Origin of the sequence: Caballeronia grimmiae, from assembly GCF_022879615.1 — a bacterium.
Lineage (GTDB): Bacteria > Pseudomonadota > Gammaproteobacteria > Burkholderiales > Burkholderiaceae > Caballeronia > Caballeronia grimmiae.
In genome coordinates this window covers 75,060-91,697 of the sequence record NZ_CP084276.1, presented here as the reverse complement: position 1 = coordinate 91,697, position 16,638 = coordinate 75,060, and the positions used below count along the sequence as shown (strand labels likewise).

The following is a 16,638-nucleotide window of genomic DNA, read 5'->3' as shown; positions in this document are numbered from 1 at the left end:
GCGGCAGCGCAAGAGGCCGCGTTCGAGGGCCATTGCTTTTGCATGCTTGACACTGGGCGGCTTGTGAACAGCCAGGCGATGACGCTCGGCACGCCACACTGGAACCGGCCCGCGTACAAGTCCGTCGTGACGTACAAGATGGCTATGCGCCAAAAGCCGTAGGGTTTATACTAATCACGTCTCCTCCATGTCTCGACCGATATGGATTGCAGCCCGCCTTGAGCGGGCTTTTTTTTGGCTGTAGCCACGAGAATCAGCGTTTCATCTGACGTTGAGCGACTATGCGGATATGCCGACCGCTTTCGCCACGGCGTGCACATGGACTGCAAGCACTTTCACTCTTCGACTTCACTGACTGAGGCGACCATGCCTGACACCGTCCCGAAGCCCGAGCACGAGTTCCTCAACGCGCTCCGCAAAGAACGCAAGCGCGTCTCAGTTTTCCTGGTCAATGGAATAAAGCTGACAGGCCGCATCGAGTCCTTCGATTCGTACACGGTCTGTCTGAACGCGGCGACGGGCCCGCAGGTGATCTTCAAGCACTCCATCTCGACGGTCAGCGAGGACCGCGGTCGCCCTCAGAACTCTGAGCGCCACGAGCGCCCTGATCGGCGCCCGCGCCCCGGGCAGAAGGTGCCATGAATAGCCACGGCACCGAGAGGTAGCCGATCTGTGCGATCCGGTAGAACGCGTAGTCCATGAACAACGCGGCGGCCACCGGGAAGTTCTGGAACAGGTCGCCCATCTCGATTGACAGGTCGTCGGAGATGGCGAAGCCGTCCTCGGCGTGGTCGAAGAACTTGCCGTTCTTGTTGCCCTCGGTCCAAACCTGCAGGGGTGTTAGCTCCGGCAGCGTTCCGAGCAGCTCGTACCTCGTCCAACGAAGGGACGCCAGCGGGCAGTACGCCGTTCGCTTGGTTCGCCGAACGCGACGCGCCGGCCTGCTTGAAAACTGACGACGTGTAGATCGCGTCTTGCGCCGCTTGGCGGGAAAGCTCGCGCGTGTCCGTGCCCGAGCCTGCGACTTCTTCCTTGAAGTCCGCGCCAGTTAGCATCGGTTTGACGGCGGGCTTCGGCGCCGCTGCCTCAGAAGCTGCGCGCGCGGCAGCCTCCGACGCCGCTGCGTCGCGCTGCTGACGGATCATCTGGTCGATGTCGTTGTTGTTCGCAGCAGTGGGCGTTTCCGTACTCGACTTGAGCGCGGTCGCCTTCTTGATGCGCGCCTCTTCATCTGCCTTATTCGTCGCCTGTAGTTGATAGTAGAAGCCCAGGCCTCCAATGACGACAGCCGCCAGAATGCCGATGCTCATGATCGCATTGCGCGGCGTCTTGCCTTTGACGAGGGTTTCTTGCTCCGCGGTAGGCGTAGCCGAGTCCGGTTTCTTGGCCACGATCAGAACACCCCAAGCAGGCGGCGGCGGCCGCGCGTCACCTTGACCTCGTCCTTGCCGGAACGTAAAACGATCTCGTCGGCCAGACGCTGAAGGACGAGGAAGTCTCCGCGGCGAATGAAGTTTGCAACGACGCGATCGCCGTGGTCGAGAATGAACGGAACCGGCCACTCCTGCGCTTTGGCTGGCATGCGCATCCAAACCGCATGGCCGTCATCAAAAACGGTTTCCGGCGTGAATTCAGCGCGGCCGTCGACGCTGTAGTCCCAGTTCAGCTTGTCGGGCGCGACGCTGATGCTTCCCGAATCAGCACCACTACGGTCGCCGTTTCCAGAGGCAATTTCCCGAGCGCTGACGCGGGCCATCGGCGCGCGCGGATATTGGAAGCGCACCGTCTGATAGAACATGCCGCCCGCCGGTGAGGCGATGAGCGTGAAGTCGTATTCGCGAAGATTCGTAGTCAAGTGCAGCGTGTTGACGAGGTCCGCCTTGTGAGGCTTGATGAACACATGGTTCATCTTGTCGTCGTCGATCTCCCACTGGACGCTGTCGCCCATCGCCGGGTCAGCGATCAACTTCTCCCCCTTCTCCAGCTCGATTGTCGTGAGCTTCAGCGGTGCGGTCAGCACGCGGTAGATCTGGTCGCGGCTGTACGGAAACACGCCGATGCGAGCGTCGCCGGGCATCGTCAATGGATCAGCGCCGCCGTTGAACGGATTGATCGGGCTCATCGGGTCGCCCGCGACCATCGCGGCATTAAACGCCGAGTCGCTCGCGGCTTTCTTGGCCGCAGCCGGTTGAGCAAGGAACGCTGCACATGCAGCGAGAACGCACATGCCGATGACCGGCCGTTTGTTGAGAATTGTTGCGGTCATGCTTATGCGGTCCGCTCGAGGCGGAAGAACGGAATGAAGATGCCGAAGGGGTTCGTCGTCAACGCCTGTTCAGCAGTAGGCGCGACGATTTGATAGCGCAACGTGAGTGCATATGACTTCACGTCCGGCTTGCCGGTCGCGCCAGCCTGCGAGGTGGTCGTCGTGAACTCAACGAGAACAGTCGAGTCCTCGAGCAACGCGATATTGCGCACGTCGACTTCGCGGATCAGCTTCGGGTTGGCTGTTATCTGCTGAAAGGGGGTGTCGGCCTTCAACCAGTCACGGAACTGACCGGCTGCCGCGCCGATCATCTGAGCCTTCACCGCGTTGATGTTAGCCGTCATGCGCGAAGTCTCGAGCCGGTCCGTCAGCACCGGCTCGATCGTGAACCAACGAACCGCCATATCTTTGACGGTCGTCCGCACAGCTTGCGAGTCTGGCTTGTAGGCGACGAGCTCTGTCACGATCGGATGGCCGCCGGTGTCGGCAGAGACGCCTACGACGCGCGTGACCGAAGGCGGCGGTTGGCGCGTCCAGACAGCGCCGGCCGCGATGAATGCGAGGCCGAACGAGATGAGCATCCAGCGGTTAGCTTCGAGCGTGAGCCTTGTGCTCGTCTCGAAAATCACCTTGCTCGGATCCTCCTCGGCATATGAGCCGGGGGCCGTGGACAGCGCGGCCCGACGCTTGTTCTTGAAAAGACGCATGGCAACCCTTTGGAATGGTCACCATTGAAACAGCGCGAGCGTCCTTTTTTTAGCGGAAAGGCGGGTAGTTTTGTGCGTCATTGCACGGTTACTACGGACGACCTCTGTCAGTCCGTCACGCAGGGGGAATTATCATGATGAAGCCTATTTCCGGAAAGGCGCTGTTTTTTAGGTGTCTTTTCGCTGCACAACGATTTGGGAATGTGGGTTTTCTTAGCGGCGACTGAGGTGTCGACCGTGACAATTGCAGAAAGACCCGGATTGTCACACCTGCTTTTTCGTATTTTTTCCCTTAAAAACAGAATATTAGGCTAACGGCTCCCCGACAAAGTGAATTATCAGTGATATAGCGCGCCGATCGATCGCTAGTCACTGGCCCTCGAGGGGAGGCGCAGCGCTGCTAGGAAGCAGAGAACTCGCTATCGACCAAAGGTGCTGTTTTGTTAAACAACACCATTGGCCTTTGATAGATCGCTTTTGTGCTCATACCGTCTCGTCACCCAACTCTTCGCTGTCTTGGGACCCGCTGCCAACTCGTCGAGCCTTGTTCGTTTCCGGGAGCGAACTAATCCGGCCTGTCAGGCTCGCTCGAGAACTCGCTGGCAACGAACTCTCTGACGACCGTTACGAGGTTCCCGTCCCGATGCTACTTCAACGCTCCTATCTCACGCCCGTCGGCGGGCTGGGAACGGTACGTTCCCGCGGTAATGGGCTTTCTTAGCATCTCTCGAGGTGCTGTCGAGGAGCTTCTTGACATGCTCTTCCATGGGCCGGACAGACGTCGCCCTGGCTAAAACCAGTTCAAGGATTCTCTTGGCTGCGGCGTTGCCTGCCTTGTCAATGATAAGTTTGATGTTGTAAGCGGGAGCCAGACCCACGCCTTCCTTTGCTGCCATTCGTTCGAGGAACGCCCTAGGCAGTTTGGCAATATGCAACGTCTTTGAAACCGTCGACTTCGTTACTCCAAGGCTCTCCGCGAGCGCGTCTTGGCTCTCGAAGACGGCCTGAGCAACGACTCTCTCCCATGCCACTGCGTCGTCGAACACCGCTTGGCTGTCCCGGGAAGCGTGAGTTTCTGGATTGAAAGGTTTGAGACCAACCTCTCGAGCGCGAGTTGCAGCCTTGGCACGACGTTCGAGCTATCGCCACCCCCCCCTCACAGCCCTCCATAGCGGCGCTAGCTCACCCGAAGATGGTCCTGCGTGCTCTTTATTTCCCGCCCGAGATTCAACCCGGCTGCGAGCTTGACAACCGTAAAGGGTCATGGCTCCGCGCCAGCCCTTGTGCTCTGACGGATGAATCGTGGGAGTCGGGGTTCGATCACGAGGACCCGTAGGCTCGGATTGTCATCGCAATATGCGCCGGCGAGATTAAGGGCAATCGTCGTCTTACCGCTCCCACCCTTTTGATTCGCTACTGCTGTGACTAGGCTCATGGCACAACCTTTGAAGTTATCACATGCGTCTTATATCTATCGAATATCCGCATCAAGAAGCCCTGCGGGCCTTGACGGGCGATTTCCACGTGAAAACTATATGCATGCTAAAGAGCGTCGCGCAGCGTGCCGACAAACAGTCCAAACGGAGGGATAGGTTGGAAACATATATCGGAAAGCCGTTGAGCCGGAATCCGCTGGCCCTCGCTACCGTGTACAAAGACGGCCTGGGACGTCTGTGGCAAAACCAAACGGAGGCTGCAGAGTCCCTGGCAAGGTTCGGGGTTCAACGCGAACACGTCAATAGAGCGTTGCGCGTCTCGGCGATGCCCGCCGACGTACTTCTCCTCTTCACTGAAACCGGTTTAATCGGGAGGACGGCGCGAGAGCTTATCAGGATCGAACGGGCCATCGGGCGTGAGGCGCTGCAGCAACGAGCACGTGCGATTGCGAAGGAGGGAAAGTCATGGACCGAGATCGTTCAGCTCCTAGACGACAAGCCGCCGCCCGCGCCACAGCGCGGACGCACGCCACAAGTTGATCTTCCTTTTGTTCGGGCACGACAGTTCGTCGAGGGTGTCGCGGCCAACAAATGGCTAACGAAGACCGAAGCGGCGAAGCAGCAGGGCTGGGGAAAGGGACGGTTGTCTGTTGCGACGGCCCTTTCCAAGCTTCCGACAGTGATTACAGAGCTCTTTGACGAGAAGCGATTTTCTCACGGCAACGCAGAGACGCTACTGGCACTTGTTAGGACGCTAGGCGTCTCGAAGGTTGCTCGCAATGCCAAGCTCCTCTCGGAGCAGCCCGGTCGCCGGTCGGCGGCTGCAATTTTGAATTACCTTGCTGGTGGCCCAGGTGATACCGACTGCAAGGTAAAGGTGCACGTCGTCGGGGACGCTGTTACTTTTTCCTTTAGCTTCAAGGCGCGTCCGACCCGGCGCAATCTCGTAGACGTCGAACAACTGCGGGCACTAGCGATCTCGGCACTGGCGAACTCAGTGGAAATCCCACGATAAGCCGGCGGTTTCCAGGTCGAAACCGTCTTCAGAAGCGCGCGATTTTGCGCTGATGCTTGCGATCGCGACGCCAACGATCGGGTCCATACGCATAGCCGCGCCGCGCGGAGAATCCGACCGTCGGCAATAGAACCGTCGGCAATAGATTAACGACTTTAACCGGTCCCGCAGGAATTGAAGTGTTCGCTTGCTGATGAGTAACGCGCGGACGCGGCGGTGACGGTGTAGCGACCGGCTCGGTTTCCGTTTGGAAACTCACGTCGACGATAGGAGGCTTGCGCTGCATTGTTTGCTGCCCCGGACGGGCATCAGCGCCTTCGGCATGCTTCTTTAGTGAGAAAAACCCCGCGCCCGCTCGCCAGTCAACGCGTGCTTTCGTCCCTTCGGTCGCATGGTTGCTGCCGCGTCGGTGGCTTCGATACTCACCCATTTCGTCACGATAACTGTCAGTTCGGCTAGATCGGAATCGACGGTGGCGGTGACTCCTGCCGTTTCGGTGACAAAAATCACCGTTATCTGACAGTTAAAGGGCCGGGCGATCATGCAGGCAGAGGGTCGCGGAGGGGCTTTACCGTCAGTGTCCAGTTATTGGCGCACAAAAAAGCCCGCCTTCCTGAACTGCACCCCAAAAGTTGGACACCGATCCAACCTTTGGGGTGTTTTTCATGGCGAAGTACGACGAGCAGTTCCGATTACGCCTGGTTAAGGCATGTCTGCGCGAAGGCGCAACCGTGGGTGACGTGGCGACGCGTCATGGAATCGACTATTCGATGGCTGCGCCGTTGGGTTGCAAGCTATCGGGCGCATGGCCGCGCAGGGCTTCGCAAGAAGTTCAGTCGCTACGACGCGCAATTCAAGATGATGGTGTTGCAGCGTATGTGGCGCGATGGCCTCTCGCATCGCGAGGTGATCGCGCTGTTCGACATTCGCAATGCCGGCATCGTGGGCCAATGGGAGCGCCTGTTAGACAGCGTCAAGCAGCACGGCCGATCAGCGACAATTATTTTGGCCGGTCAACGGGTGTAGTTGTCGCTGGCTAATTCATAGTTGTCGCGCCTCCATCGTAATTGTCGTCGGGTAATTGTCGCCGGCGCGCGCTCTGTTTGTCGCTGGCCTTTCGACGGCGATAGCTTTCTACATTCAGTTCGAAGATCGTCGAGTGATGGACGAGCCGGTCGATGGCTGCGACCGTCATGCCGGGGTCGGGGAACACGTCATTCCAGCCAGAGAACGGCTGATTGGCCGTTATTAAAAGACTTTTGCGCTCATACCTCTCGGCGATCAGTTCGAACAGCACACTGGTTTCGGCCTGGTCCTTGCGCGCGTACCACAGGTCGTCCAGGATGATGAGATCGAACCGATCGAGCTTAGTGAGCGCGGATGGAAGTTGCAGACTCTGGCGCGCGGCCTGGAGCTTCTGTACGAGCTCGCTGGTGCGCGTGAACAGCACGCGATAGCCGACGTCGATCAAAGCATGTCCGATGGCCGAACCTAAATGACTTTTGCCGCCACCGGGCGGCCCGAACAGGAGAATCGTGGCACCTTTCTCCAGCCACGAATCTCCGGTAGCCAGCGCAGTGACATGCGCCTTCGAGACCATTGGCACCATGCCGAAGTCGAAGGTGGCCAGCGTCTTGGTCGGGTCCAGATGCGACTCGGTCCGGTGCCGCTCGATGCGTCGTTTGGCACGTTCGGCCAGCTCATGCTCGAGCAGCGCCCCGAGCAATCGCGTAGCCGGCCAACCTTCCTTGTCAGAGCGCTCAACGAACTCGGGCCATAACCTGCCGATCGTCGGCAGGCGTAACTCGTTCAGCATCAGGGCCAGACGGCCGTTGTCATGGGCAGGGATGTTCATGCTGCCACCTTGTCGAGCAGCTCGTCATAGACCGCGACGGGCGGCATCTCGACCACCACCTCGGGACATAGGGCCTGACGTGGCGCGAATTCATCGCGCAACTGCTTCAGATCGGGCAGTTCGCCTGCTTCGAGCAAGACGTCCAGCCGCTCGGCCAGCAACGCTTCAACGCCATGGTGTCCTGCGAGTTCGAGCAGCCCCACGATCGTCTTGCATGCCTGACGTTGCGTCAGTTGCGCCTCCAGCCTCTCCCAGGTTCGGCGGTAGGCCTCACGGGGAAACAGCGCGTCGCGAAACGCAAACCCCCTGAACGCCTGCGGCTTGCGCTTGAGAGAATCGATGAAGTGACGATAATCCAGCGCGTGGCGGTTGTCCGCTGCACGGGAACCTCGCGCGGTGCTGTGCACCGGCGCACCGGACAGGTAACAGTCGAGCCGGTCACCATAGATCCGAACCTTCAGCCGGTGGCCGATCAGGCGCGACGGCGCGCTGTACAGGATGCCCCGCACAGTGAACGTGCTGCAGCGGGTCACGAGCGCTTCTTCCTCGACGAAGTCCGTGGTGCGACGTTCAGGCAAATCCTGCAACTGTGCGCGCTCAATACGAAACGCCGCAGCGTTGCGCCGGTTTCGGCGCATCACCACCTCACGGATGAATTCATCGTACGCAGCCCGGTCAGCGAACTCGCGATGGCCGCGAAGCATCAAGGCCTGGTCGACCGCTTCCTTCAGATACCGATGCGAGGATTCCACGCTGCCGTTCTCGTGACCCAGGCCACGATTGTTGCGCGTGCCCTCCATGCCGTAATGGTCAAGTAGCGCTGCGTAACGCTTCGTGAAGTCCTCCTGCTCTGTCAGATTCTTGAAGGCAGCCGACAGGCTGTCAGAACGATGTTCGCGCGGGCAACCGCCGGCCTGCCATAGCGCGTTCTGCAATCCCGCTGCGAGGGCCTCGAAACTCTCGCCACCCTCAACAACGTTCGCGTACTCCCAGCGCGAGAACGCCAGCACGAAGTGATACAGCCGGTGACCGAATGGGGCGCCGCCGATCGTCACGCACAGCTTGCTCATATCGGTGAAGTCTGACAGTCCGCGCACGCCCGGTTGATGTTCCTGGGGGAAGAACACCTCCTGCGTAGGCCCTTCAAGGGCCCGCCACTGGCGGATACGTCGCTCCAGCGTGCGCCGCATGCTATCGGGATAACGATCCGGGTGATCATCCTGCAGCTTGCGCAGGACCGTGATGCCCATCAGGTTGGGCGCACTGCGCAGCAGCGGTACGACTTCGCTGTCCCATACGTCAACGAAGGGATCCGGGCGGGTCCGCCATGATTGACGCGGCCTCTGCGAGGGCAACGTGGCATCGCGCTCGATGCGGCGTGCCGTACGCACGCTGATACCGGTCTTGGCGGCCGCGACTTCCTGAGAATGCTGTTTGCGCTTGTTCATATAGAGATGAACCTGTTGGTCGGTAATGCGGGTTCCAGACATGAGCTGACCGCTTCTTCTTCAAGCTTCGATCATCCCATCCTAAAGCCCCGTCGACCTGGCGCTGCCGGTGGCTCGTCGTCTCCTGCGGCTACGCCGCCTACGACTCCTCACCACCGGCCAAAACAAGCGTCAACGACCGGCCACGACAATTGTCGCTGCCCAGCCTGTATCATGTGGGCGGTGTAGATGCCCTGGCGCCTGCCCCCCGTGGGCGCCCCCGGAAAATGACCGCCCCACGGCCCGACAACCCAAACGAACAAGCTGCGCCGGAAACCGCACGCGCGAAGAACTGCTCAAGGAAAACGAGTTCCTGCGCGCGGAGGTGGCGTACCTAAAAAAACTCGATGCGCTGCTCAAGGCGAAGAAGCGGGCAGCGCAAAAGAAAAAGCGCAAATAGTGCATGAGCTGAGGGAGCGTCATCCGGTGGCCGCGTTGCTGAAGGCCGCGGGTCTTGCACGCAGCACGTTCTACTATCAGCTCAAGGTGCTCCAAGTGGGTGACCGGTATGCGCAGTTGAAGGATCGAATCCAGACGGTGTATGACCACCACAAGGGCCGCTATGGCTACCGGCGCATCACCGCTGCAATTCGACAGTCGGGCCTGAGCATCAACCACAAGACGGTACAACGATTGATGGGGCAACTGCAGTTGAAGTCGCTGGTGCGACCGAAGAAGTATCGCTCGTACCGCGGCGAAGTGGGGCGTGTGGCGCCGAACCTGCTCAAACGGGACTTCCATGCGCCGCGGCCAAATCAGAAGTGGGTGACCGACGTGACCGAGTTTAACGTCGGCGGCCAGAAGCTATATCTATCGCCAGTGATGGACCTGTATAACGGCGAGATCATCGCTTGGCACATGGATCGACGCCCAAGCTTCGAGCTCGTCACTGGCATGCTGAACAAGGCATTGGCCCGGCTCGGTCGCAACGACAGACCGATGTTGCATTCAGATAGTAAGAATACGGGTACCAGATGTTTCCGGCCGGTCACCGTTCGAAACAAGGGGCTTTCGGGAGAGGTCTGGTGCCGTAGAGCGTTCCGGGCGACCTGACCCGCATTCCGATCGACTCGATGTCTATCCCTGGACCCGTCGGTCGTCTGGAACTGCCGAACGGCGAGGTTTCACCTCGTCGATACGTGTGACCCAAGAAGGGCCTGACGCCCTGTCACTTTACTGTCTTGTCCAGGTACTCGATGCCGGTGAGATCGCCTATATCCCATCGGCAACCGGAGCAAGGCTGTATGAAAGAAGAACAGACTACTGCTGGCCCTCGCAGCATTGTAGGCGGCGTTGATACGCATAAGGATCTGCATTTCGCGGCTGTCGTTGACGAACATGATCGCCTTCTCGGCAGCGAATCCTTCCCAACCACGCGGCACGGGTACCAGCGCATGTTGCTTTGGATGCGCTCATTCGGTGAGCTTGTCCGGGTCGGCGTCGAGTGCACCGGGAGCTATGGCGCGGGCTTACTGCGCTACCTACAGCAGGCCCAAGTCACCGTGCTGGAGGTCACCGCGCCGGATAAAAGCGACCGGCGCAAACGTGGCAAGGACGATACGCTGGATGCCTACAACGCGGCTCATGCTGCCTTCGCCGGTGTGCGTACGGTCACGCCCAAGACGCGCGATGGCATGATTGAATCGCTACGCGTTCTGAAAGTTTGCCGGAAGACGGCCATTTCGGCGCGGCGCGTTGCTTTGCAGTTGATCCACAGTACCATCATCAGCGCGCCCGATGAGTTACGTGAATCACTACGCGCGATGACACGAATGCAGCTCATCCGAACATTGGCTGCGTGGCGTCCGGATCTGTCCGACTATCGCAACCTGACGTCCGCATGCCGAATTGCGCTGAAGTCACTGGGACGTCGGTATCTGGAGCTGCACGACGAGATTGCCGACCTCGACGTCATGATCGCGACGCTCGTGGACGAACTTGCCCCAGATCTTGTCTCGCGAAATTCGATTGGTTACGAGTCGGCCTCGCAACTATTGTTGACCGCCGGCGACAACTGCGGTCGGCTTCAGTCAGAAGCCAGCTTCGCCGCCCTTTGTGGCGTGAGCCCTGTGCCGGCGTCTTCCGGTAAGGTGACGCGACATCGACTAAATCGAGGCGGAGATCGCGCAGCCAACAGCGCCTTGCACATCATTGCGATCGGTCGCTTGAGAACCGACGCTCGCACGAAGGCTTACGTCGCCAAACGCGTCAGCGAGGGGCATTCAAAACTTGAGGCGATCCGCTGCCTCAAGCGCTATATCGCGCGGGAGGTCTATTACCTAATCCGGCAACGCAACCGCGAGATCGCGCAGACTCAAATTGCCCCTTGACCTTTAGAAGGGCGTCCAAGGCTGGCAGTATCAAATGTCCGCCTACCGACGACTGCTGGGAGGGCACGCCTTAACGCAAAGCATGTCGCGCAAGGGCAATTGCTTGGATAACGCTGCGATGGAAAGCTTCTTCGGTACGCTAAAGTCGGAATGCTACAAGCTGCAGCGCTTCACTAGCATCCACCAGTTGCAAGCCGCGCTGGCCGACTACATTCACTACTACAACCACGACCGCATCAAACTGAAACTGAAAGGGCTGAGCCCCGTGCAATACAGGACTCAGCCCTTGGCTGCCTAGTCTTTAACTGTCCAACTTTACGGGGTCAGTTCATTCCTAGCGGGCCGTTTTATGCTCCGCACGGCGGAAGCATCGAGGAAAAGACGGCGCCGGAACCGCATTCGTCGAACCGCGTCATCCAATACTCACGCGACCGTTACCCGAGGAGTCGGTTCTCTAACAAAGACAGAGAGCGTGAGGCCAGTCTGCCCAAAAAGTGAGTTTACGAAAATGGCCGCTGTGGCAACCACACACACCCAAGCCACGAGGCCCCAATGACTGAACGGCACCGACATCGCTGCTTCGGAAAAGGCCGGCCGGACTTTTGCAAGGACCGATGAATAGAAGGCAGCTCCTGCCGACGAGGCGGCGCAAAGTGCCGCAAAGCAACCAGGTGTCCAAAGCTGCTAGCCGCTTTTTGGTCTCGAAGCGACGTACAGACGAAAGCGCTTTATTTGGTTAGCCATGATTCTCCTTTTGCCAGAAAAATCTATTCGCGCGCCAATGCGCTCAGATCAAGCACCGACGAAGGAACAGCGGGGGTAACGGAGACGATCAATTTTCCCACGCCATTCCCGGTGGTGGCGCAGTTGACTTCAAAAGCGTCGAGGACGAACGGGCGAATTGCCTCCCACACAGCCTTTCATGATAGCCGTTCCATAACTTCAACTTCTTTCGAGAAATTCGGGTGTTAGGTCCGCGGATAGGACGCTGCGGCGCGCGGGCATATGCAAAGTTAACTTGCGTTTACTTTTCACAACGACTAATCTTCGAACAATTCGACCGGCCAGGTCGAAACATTCAGAATCGGTCCACTGGACGCTACGGGTAGAACGATGGACACCATCAAAAAGCTCAAGGCAGGGAAAACGACGGGCGCTGATCTCATGCACCTAGCGAAACTGTCGGACGGCATGCTGCAGAAAATTCGCGATGAGATGCTCGAGCCCTTCCCTCGCAAAGTGCCGCCCATCATCTCGTCTGCTCGACTGCAGGAGATGTGTGGTATCGATAAGCAGCGCATGGGCTACGTGCTCAAGAAAGGCGAGCTTCCCACAGGCACGCAAGCCAAGCCCGGCTCGCCGCGCCAGTTCACGGTCGAAGAGACGATTGCATGGATCCGCTCTGAGCGCAATCCCCTCCCCCGCAACGGTCCGGCAAAGGTTATCGTTGTGGCGAACTTTAAGGGTGGGGTGACAAAAACCACGACCTCCACCCTTCTCGCCCAAGGTCTTTCGATGCGCCGAGGCCGCCGCGTGTTGCACATCGATCTTGACCCACAGGGAAGCGCAAGCACGCTGTATGGCATCAATCCGCATGCTGAGGTCGATTCATCTCAAACCGTCATGCCCCTGATCGAGGCTTATCTCGAGGGCAAGCCGTTTGACATGACCACCCTCCCCGTCCCGACTTACTGGCCCAACGTAGACATCATTCCGTCCTCTACCGAGCTGTTCAACGCGGAATTCATGTTGCCCGCTCGAGCAGCCAGTGACGGGGAGGTTCGCTTCGAACAGGTCTTGCATGACGGATTGTCACAACTGAAGGAGACCTACGACTACATCATCGTCGATACCGCGCCGACCCTTAGCTACCTCACAATCAATGCGATTTTCGCGGCTGACGGAGTTATTGTGCCGGTCGTGCCCGATATGTTGAGCTTTGCGTCGATGGTGCAGTTCTGGCACCTGTTCGGCGATCTGATCAACGGGATGCAAGCGTTCGACGATGGTAGGGCCAAGGAATTTGACTTCGTCGATGTCCTTGTTACTCGCATGACGTCTAAGCCCGCCGCGCAGATCCTTCAAGGCTGGATTACGCAGATTTATGGTTCGCGCGTCGTGCCTATCGAGATTCCGGAATCGGACCTGGCGCGCAATACAAATATGCGCTTCTCGACCTTCTACGATCTCGGGCCAAATGATGTCGGATCCGAAACGCTTCGCCGAATTCGCACTCCGGTAGATCAGTTGGTCGATCGCGTAGATGACAAGGTGTGCGCCATCTGGGCACAGGAGGATTAACAATGGCTTCATGGATGAAGGAACAGGCTGCACGGGCCAAGAACATTCAGGTGACGGCTGAGGACAAGGAAAAAGCCTTGGACGTCCAACCCGTACCCGCTCGAACAGCACCAGGCCAACTGATGCAGTTGCAAGCGACCGCGGAACGACAACGCAAAGAGATCGCAAATCTCAGAATGCAGTTGGATAAGGGTGCACGAGCTAAGCGCCCTATTTCGAAGCTCCACGAGGTACCGGGGCGCCGTCGCAAGCTTACCTCCGAGCAATACGCCGAACTTAAAGCAAACTTGGCCAAGTATCCGCTTGTGCACCCTGTGATCCTTGAGGCACGCGAAGACGGCGAATGGAATATCAACGCCGGCAACAACCGCGTTGCGATTTATCGAGACCTGGGCATCGAGGAGATCGACTCAATCGTCTCGGACATGGAGCCGGATCAGGCCGAACGGCTGGCCTTCTTTTCCAATCTCTTCGCCCCCTCGCTTTCCGACTATGAGAAATACTGGCACTTTCAGCGCCTTCAAGAAGCTGCAGACGCCCTCACGCAACAAGAGCTGGCAACGGCGGTTGGATTGTCGGAATCCCACGTCAGCAAGATCTTCGCGTTTGACGGATTGCCGGCCGAGGCAAAAGCCGCGCTCGAAGAGCGTCCTGACAGACTGGGCGCCGACGCCGCCGCCCAGCTTTCGCGCGCGCATTCAGAAGGGCGAACGAGGGAGGTCATCAAGGCTGTTGAGCGATTGGTTAAGGAAGAGCGTTACACGCAGAAAGAGGCGGTTTCGAGTGTGCAGGCTAAGCCTGCGAAGAAGGCCCCTCCCGCCGAGACGCTAATCGTTAAGCAAGGCAAGAAGAACTACTGTGAGATCACAACGCGCGGTGGCGTTATTGGTGTACGACTCAAGTTGGAGGCAGAGCGTGCGAACGAATGGGCGAGAGAAATTCAAGCCCTGATTGATTCGAAACTGAAGTGACCACTTTCGGCACGAAACTCGTGTGCAATCAGTTACTTAGAGTTTCAGCCAGAGGCTTCTAAGCGCATCGCAATTTCTAAACCGCTGTTTTTATTGACCTTTCGTGACGAAACTAAGACCAATGCAGCAGACCTAAAGCCTGAAAGACAAAGGCCCCCAGCTGGAAACTGAGGGCCTTTGCATAAGTGGGCTTGGCTGGAAATCCTAGCACCACACTCCCCGGCTGGAAACCGGAAAGGGTACAACGCTCAACCCGGAGTGTAGCGCAACAAGATCGACAGTCAAGCGAATCCGACCCATTCACTGAAATGGACCGCTCGACATGTCTATCGCGCAACGCTTCGTTGCTGGCGAGGGTGAAGCTCACCCCAAAGATTCGGCCGCCCTCACAGCTTTTCGCTGCGACTCGACCAACCTGCCCTGGATCATCTTCCGGGCAGCATTCCGAGCCGCGCACATCGAACAGATCCCGCCGCGCGCCCGCGCCGTCCTTTCCGCCCTCGCGCGAACGGTCGACGCTGCCCAGCCCTTCGCCGCCATCTTCGCGCGCCGTGAGTTGCTCACGGGCCGCGCGCTTCAATCCATGCGGACGTTCTATCGCAGTCTCGACGATCTCGAGGTCGCAGGACTCATCGAACGTCGCCCGCAGAACCGCTATGTCGAAGCTGGATTGTTTGGTCGCGCCTACCTCCATCTAACAGAACATGCCGCGACCCTCCTCGGCCTCATTGAGGGCTCCCCCGCGCACGAGAACGAACCGCACCGGACGCCCTTCTCAACCGCGCTCCCATCCGGCCAGCCCTCTTTCTCTGCACCGTCTGCCAATGTGGCAGACGGTGGAATATATAAGGATCTAAGCCCTTCTGTTTTTCAAAAGAGACAACCGGGCCAACTTCCTGCGGACCTTCAGCGCCTACGCGCCTTGGGGTTTTTTGATTTCTTGATCTTCAAACTTATGCGCGAGGCACGTGCGCACGGCAAACGCCTCTCCGATGTCGTTGAAGCGACGTGGAATCACCTGAAGCACGCCAAGGCGCCGATCAACTACCTGCGCGCCCTGCTGCGCAATCCGGTCGATTTCGCCCTTTTGGTGCGACGTCGGCACGCCGACCACCACGCCGAGCAAGCACGTGCACAGCAGCAGGCGGACGCCCGAGCCGTTGCCCTCCAAAATGCCGGCCGAACGTTCCTCGGCCCGGACAAGGCTCGTCAGTTTGTGATCGGAGCCGATGGTGACACGCTGACGATCTTCAGTCTCAGGGAGCCCATTGGCCGCCAAGCCGCCGGATGGATGCCGTCGTTCGCGACGGCGCTCGCGTCCGGGAAACTTCGCCCAGCCACCGCGCTCGATCTCGAACGCTTCGCCCAGGCGCGACGCGAGGCGCTCGGCAAAATGCAGCCTTGCACGGCACCGCTGACTTACTCAAAGCCGCCGGTGACACGTGCGGTGCGGGAGCATATCGCCGGGCTGCGGCAGCTCCTGAAAGCGCGGGGAGCGGGCGCATGACGGGCGCGAGCGACCCTCGGTTGGCGCACCAGATGAATTGCCTTCGCGAACTCAGCGGCCGAAGGCCACGCGCACCGTTGGCGGGGAGGCGATCTAATGCCCCGGTAGAAATGGAGCGGCCGATTCATCCGCAACGTCGGCGAGCTGCCGCACTGCGGCCGCAGCGCACGCCTAAGAGCCGACCCCAAGACGGCATCGAGACGCCACGGATCACCGCAAGGCCAAGGCGAGAACCGTGCGAGGCGCGGTCGTCGGGCGGAGCGGAGGGAGCCGAAGCGCCCATCCGTTGCTGCCGGAATCGGCAACGCGGCGTACACGGTCTGGATGCGCACGGAAGACCCTTGTCTCGCTGTGCGCCTAGACGAAAGTATCGGTCGGTAGGCCCGCAGGTGGTGGGCGGGCGACGAAGCCGATCCGAGGCGGAGCTGGGTCCCTGCCATCCTGGCCAGCGCGCGACGCGACTTTGCGCAAGTCCACTCGTCGAGTTAGGGACACCAGACCTCAAGAGCCGGGCCGAGAGCGCCGAGACCGGCCATGCTGTCGGAGAACCGGTACGAGGATCTCAGCGTGCAACACCGCCTGCCACGCAGCGAGTTTGAGATCAGATCACGTCGCGGTAAGCCGACGTCGGTGTAACCGACGCCGGTGGCTTAAACGAAACAAGCCACGCTGATTAGCGCGGCCGCGGAAGCGTGCCGCCGTGTGCGGACGTCGATCGGCCCTTCGGTGCCCGCGTGAACCGATGGTTGAACAGACCGCGGCG

12 protein-coding genes and 4 pseudogenes are annotated in these 16,638 nt (G+C 59.2%); 9 read left to right on the top strand and 7 right to left on the bottom strand.

From position 1 onward, the window contains the following. The first annotated feature begins 366 nt into the window (after positions 1 to 366). Entirely contained in the window at positions 367 to 642 is a 276-nt protein-coding gene (gene hfq, locus LDZ21_RS28870; protein WP_244797902.1) for an RNA chaperone Hfq, read from the top strand. 28 nt (positions 643 to 670) lie between these two features. On the opposite strand, the pseudogene LDZ21_RS31485 reads toward hfq, so the two are convergent. From LDZ21_RS31485 to LDZ21_RS28845, 5 genes and pseudogenes are all read right to left on the bottom strand, one after another. Beyond that, positions 671 to 880, bottom strand: a pseudogene (locus LDZ21_RS31485) (hypothetical protein); the annotation flags it as partial. 513 nt (positions 881 to 1,393) lie between these two features. After that, positions 1,394 to 2,266 (bottom strand): TrbG/VirB9 family P-type conjugative transfer protein, encoded by an 873-nt coding sequence (locus tag LDZ21_RS28860; protein ID WP_244797900.1) that lies wholly within the window; start codon positions 2,264 to 2,266, stop codon positions 1,394 to 1,396. Positions 2,267 to 2,268: 2 nt separating this feature from the next. Further along, positions 2,269 to 2,973 carry a VirB8 family type IV secretion system protein gene (locus LDZ21_RS28855; RefSeq protein WP_061151707.1) on the bottom strand — a complete coding sequence of 235 codons (705 nt, stop codon included), beginning with the start codon at positions 2,971 to 2,973 and terminating at the stop codon, positions 2,269 to 2,271. Between the two features lie 665 nt (positions 2,974 to 3,638). Further along, positions 3,639 to 4,019, bottom strand: a complete 381-nt coding sequence (locus LDZ21_RS28850; protein ID WP_244797899.1) for a ParB-like helix-turn-helix domain-containing protein — start codon at positions 4,017 to 4,019, stop codon at positions 3,639 to 3,641. A 215-nt stretch (positions 4,020 to 4,234) separates the two neighbouring features. Continuing rightward, on the bottom strand, positions 4,235 to 4,408 hold the full coding sequence (locus tag LDZ21_RS28845) for a nucleotide-binding protein (protein ID WP_244797898.1): 174 nt from the start codon (positions 4,406 to 4,408) through the stop codon (positions 4,235 to 4,237). Positions 4,409 to 4,566: 158 nt separating this feature from the next. Between LDZ21_RS28845 and LDZ21_RS28840 the strand changes: the two genes are divergently transcribed. Further along, a complete protein-coding gene (locus tag LDZ21_RS28840; protein ID WP_244797897.1) occupies positions 4,567 to 5,424 on the top strand; it encodes a ParB/RepB/Spo0J family partition protein in 858 nt (285 codons plus the stop codon). A 665-nt stretch (positions 5,425 to 6,089) separates the two neighbouring features. Next, a pseudogene (locus LDZ21_RS28835) lies at positions 6,090 to 6,393 on the top strand (transposase); the annotation flags it as partial. A 67-nt stretch (positions 6,394 to 6,460) separates the two neighbouring features. Here LDZ21_RS28835 and istB read toward each other — a convergent pair. Next, positions 6,461 to 7,279: an IS21-like element helper ATPase IstB gene (istB, locus tag LDZ21_RS28830; RefSeq protein WP_244797896.1), complete on the bottom strand. Its 819-nt coding sequence runs from the start codon at positions 7,277 to 7,279 to the stop codon at positions 6,461 to 6,463. Next, a complete protein-coding gene (gene istA, locus LDZ21_RS28825; RefSeq protein ID WP_244797895.1) occupies positions 7,276 to 8,769 on the bottom strand; it encodes an IS21 family transposase in 1,494 nt (497 codons plus the stop codon). Before istA ends, istB begins: the two co-directional genes overlap by 4 nt. A gap of 164 nt (positions 8,770 to 8,933) precedes the next feature. Between istA and LDZ21_RS28820 the strand changes: the two are divergent. The 6 genes and pseudogenes from LDZ21_RS28820 to LDZ21_RS28795 form a co-directional block, all read left to right on the top strand. Continuing rightward, positions 8,934 to 9,720 (top strand): annotated as a pseudogene (locus LDZ21_RS28820) (IS3 family transposase); the annotation flags it as partial. Positions 9,721 to 10,010: 290 nt separating this feature from the next. Next, positions 10,011 to 11,096, top strand: a complete 1,086-nt coding sequence (locus tag LDZ21_RS28815; RefSeq protein ID WP_244797894.1) for an IS110 family RNA-guided transposase — start codon at positions 10,011 to 10,013, stop codon at positions 11,094 to 11,096. Between the two features lie 16 nt (positions 11,097 to 11,112). Then, a pseudogene (locus tag LDZ21_RS28810) lies at positions 11,113 to 11,394 on the top strand (IS3 family transposase); the annotation flags it as partial. 815 nt (positions 11,395 to 12,209) lie between these two features. Further along, positions 12,210 to 13,397 carry a ParA family protein gene (locus LDZ21_RS28805; protein ID WP_244797893.1) on the top strand — a complete coding sequence of 396 codons (1,188 nt, stop codon included), beginning with the start codon at positions 12,210 to 12,212 and terminating at the stop codon, positions 13,395 to 13,397. A gap of 2 nt (positions 13,398 to 13,399) precedes the next feature. Then, positions 13,400 to 14,368, top strand: coding sequence for a ParB/RepB/Spo0J family partition protein (locus LDZ21_RS28800; RefSeq protein WP_244797892.1), 969 nt, complete (start codon positions 13,400 to 13,402; stop codon positions 14,366 to 14,368). A gap of 322 nt (positions 14,369 to 14,690) precedes the next feature. Beyond that, positions 14,691 to 15,875, top strand: coding sequence for a Replication protein O (locus tag LDZ21_RS28795; protein WP_244797891.1), 1,185 nt, complete (start codon positions 14,691 to 14,693; stop codon positions 15,873 to 15,875). The last annotated feature ends 763 nt before the right edge of the window (positions 15,876 to 16,638 follow it).

What these genes read in the sequence shown, in the direction of transcription:
- hfq (WP_244797902.1), top strand. Translation starts at nt 367, where the DNA reads ATGCCTGACACCGTCCCGAAGCCCGAGCACGAGTTCCTCAACGCGCTC.
- LDZ21_RS28860 (WP_244797900.1), bottom strand. Translation starts at nt 2,266, where the DNA reads ATGACCGCAACAATTCTCAACAAACGGCCGGTCATCGGCATGTGCGTT.
- LDZ21_RS28855 (WP_061151707.1), bottom strand. Translation starts at nt 2,973, where the DNA reads ATGCGTCTTTTCAAGAACAAGCGTCGGGCCGCGCTGTCCACGGCCCCC.
- LDZ21_RS28845 (WP_244797898.1), bottom strand. Translation starts at nt 4,408, where the DNA reads ATGAGCCTAGTCACAGCAGTAGCGAATCAAAAGGGTGGGAGCGGTAAG.
- istB (WP_244797896.1), bottom strand. Translation starts at nt 7,279, where the DNA reads ATGAACATCCCTGCCCATGACAACGGCCGTCTGGCCCTGATGCTGAAC.
- istA (WP_244797895.1), bottom strand. Translation starts at nt 8,769, where the DNA reads ATGTCTGGAACCCGCATTACCGACCAACAGGTTCATCTCTATATGAAC.
- LDZ21_RS28815 (WP_244797894.1), top strand. Translation starts at nt 10,011, where the DNA reads ATGAAAGAAGAACAGACTACTGCTGGCCCTCGCAGCATTGTAGGCGGC.
- LDZ21_RS28805 (WP_244797893.1), top strand. Translation starts at nt 12,210, where the DNA reads ATGGACACCATCAAAAAGCTCAAGGCAGGGAAAACGACGGGCGCTGAT.
- LDZ21_RS28800 (WP_244797892.1), top strand. Translation starts at nt 13,400, where the DNA reads ATGGCTTCATGGATGAAGGAACAGGCTGCACGGGCCAAGAACATTCAG.
- LDZ21_RS28795 (WP_244797891.1), top strand. Translation starts at nt 14,691, where the DNA reads ATGTCTATCGCGCAACGCTTCGTTGCTGGCGAGGGTGAAGCTCACCCC.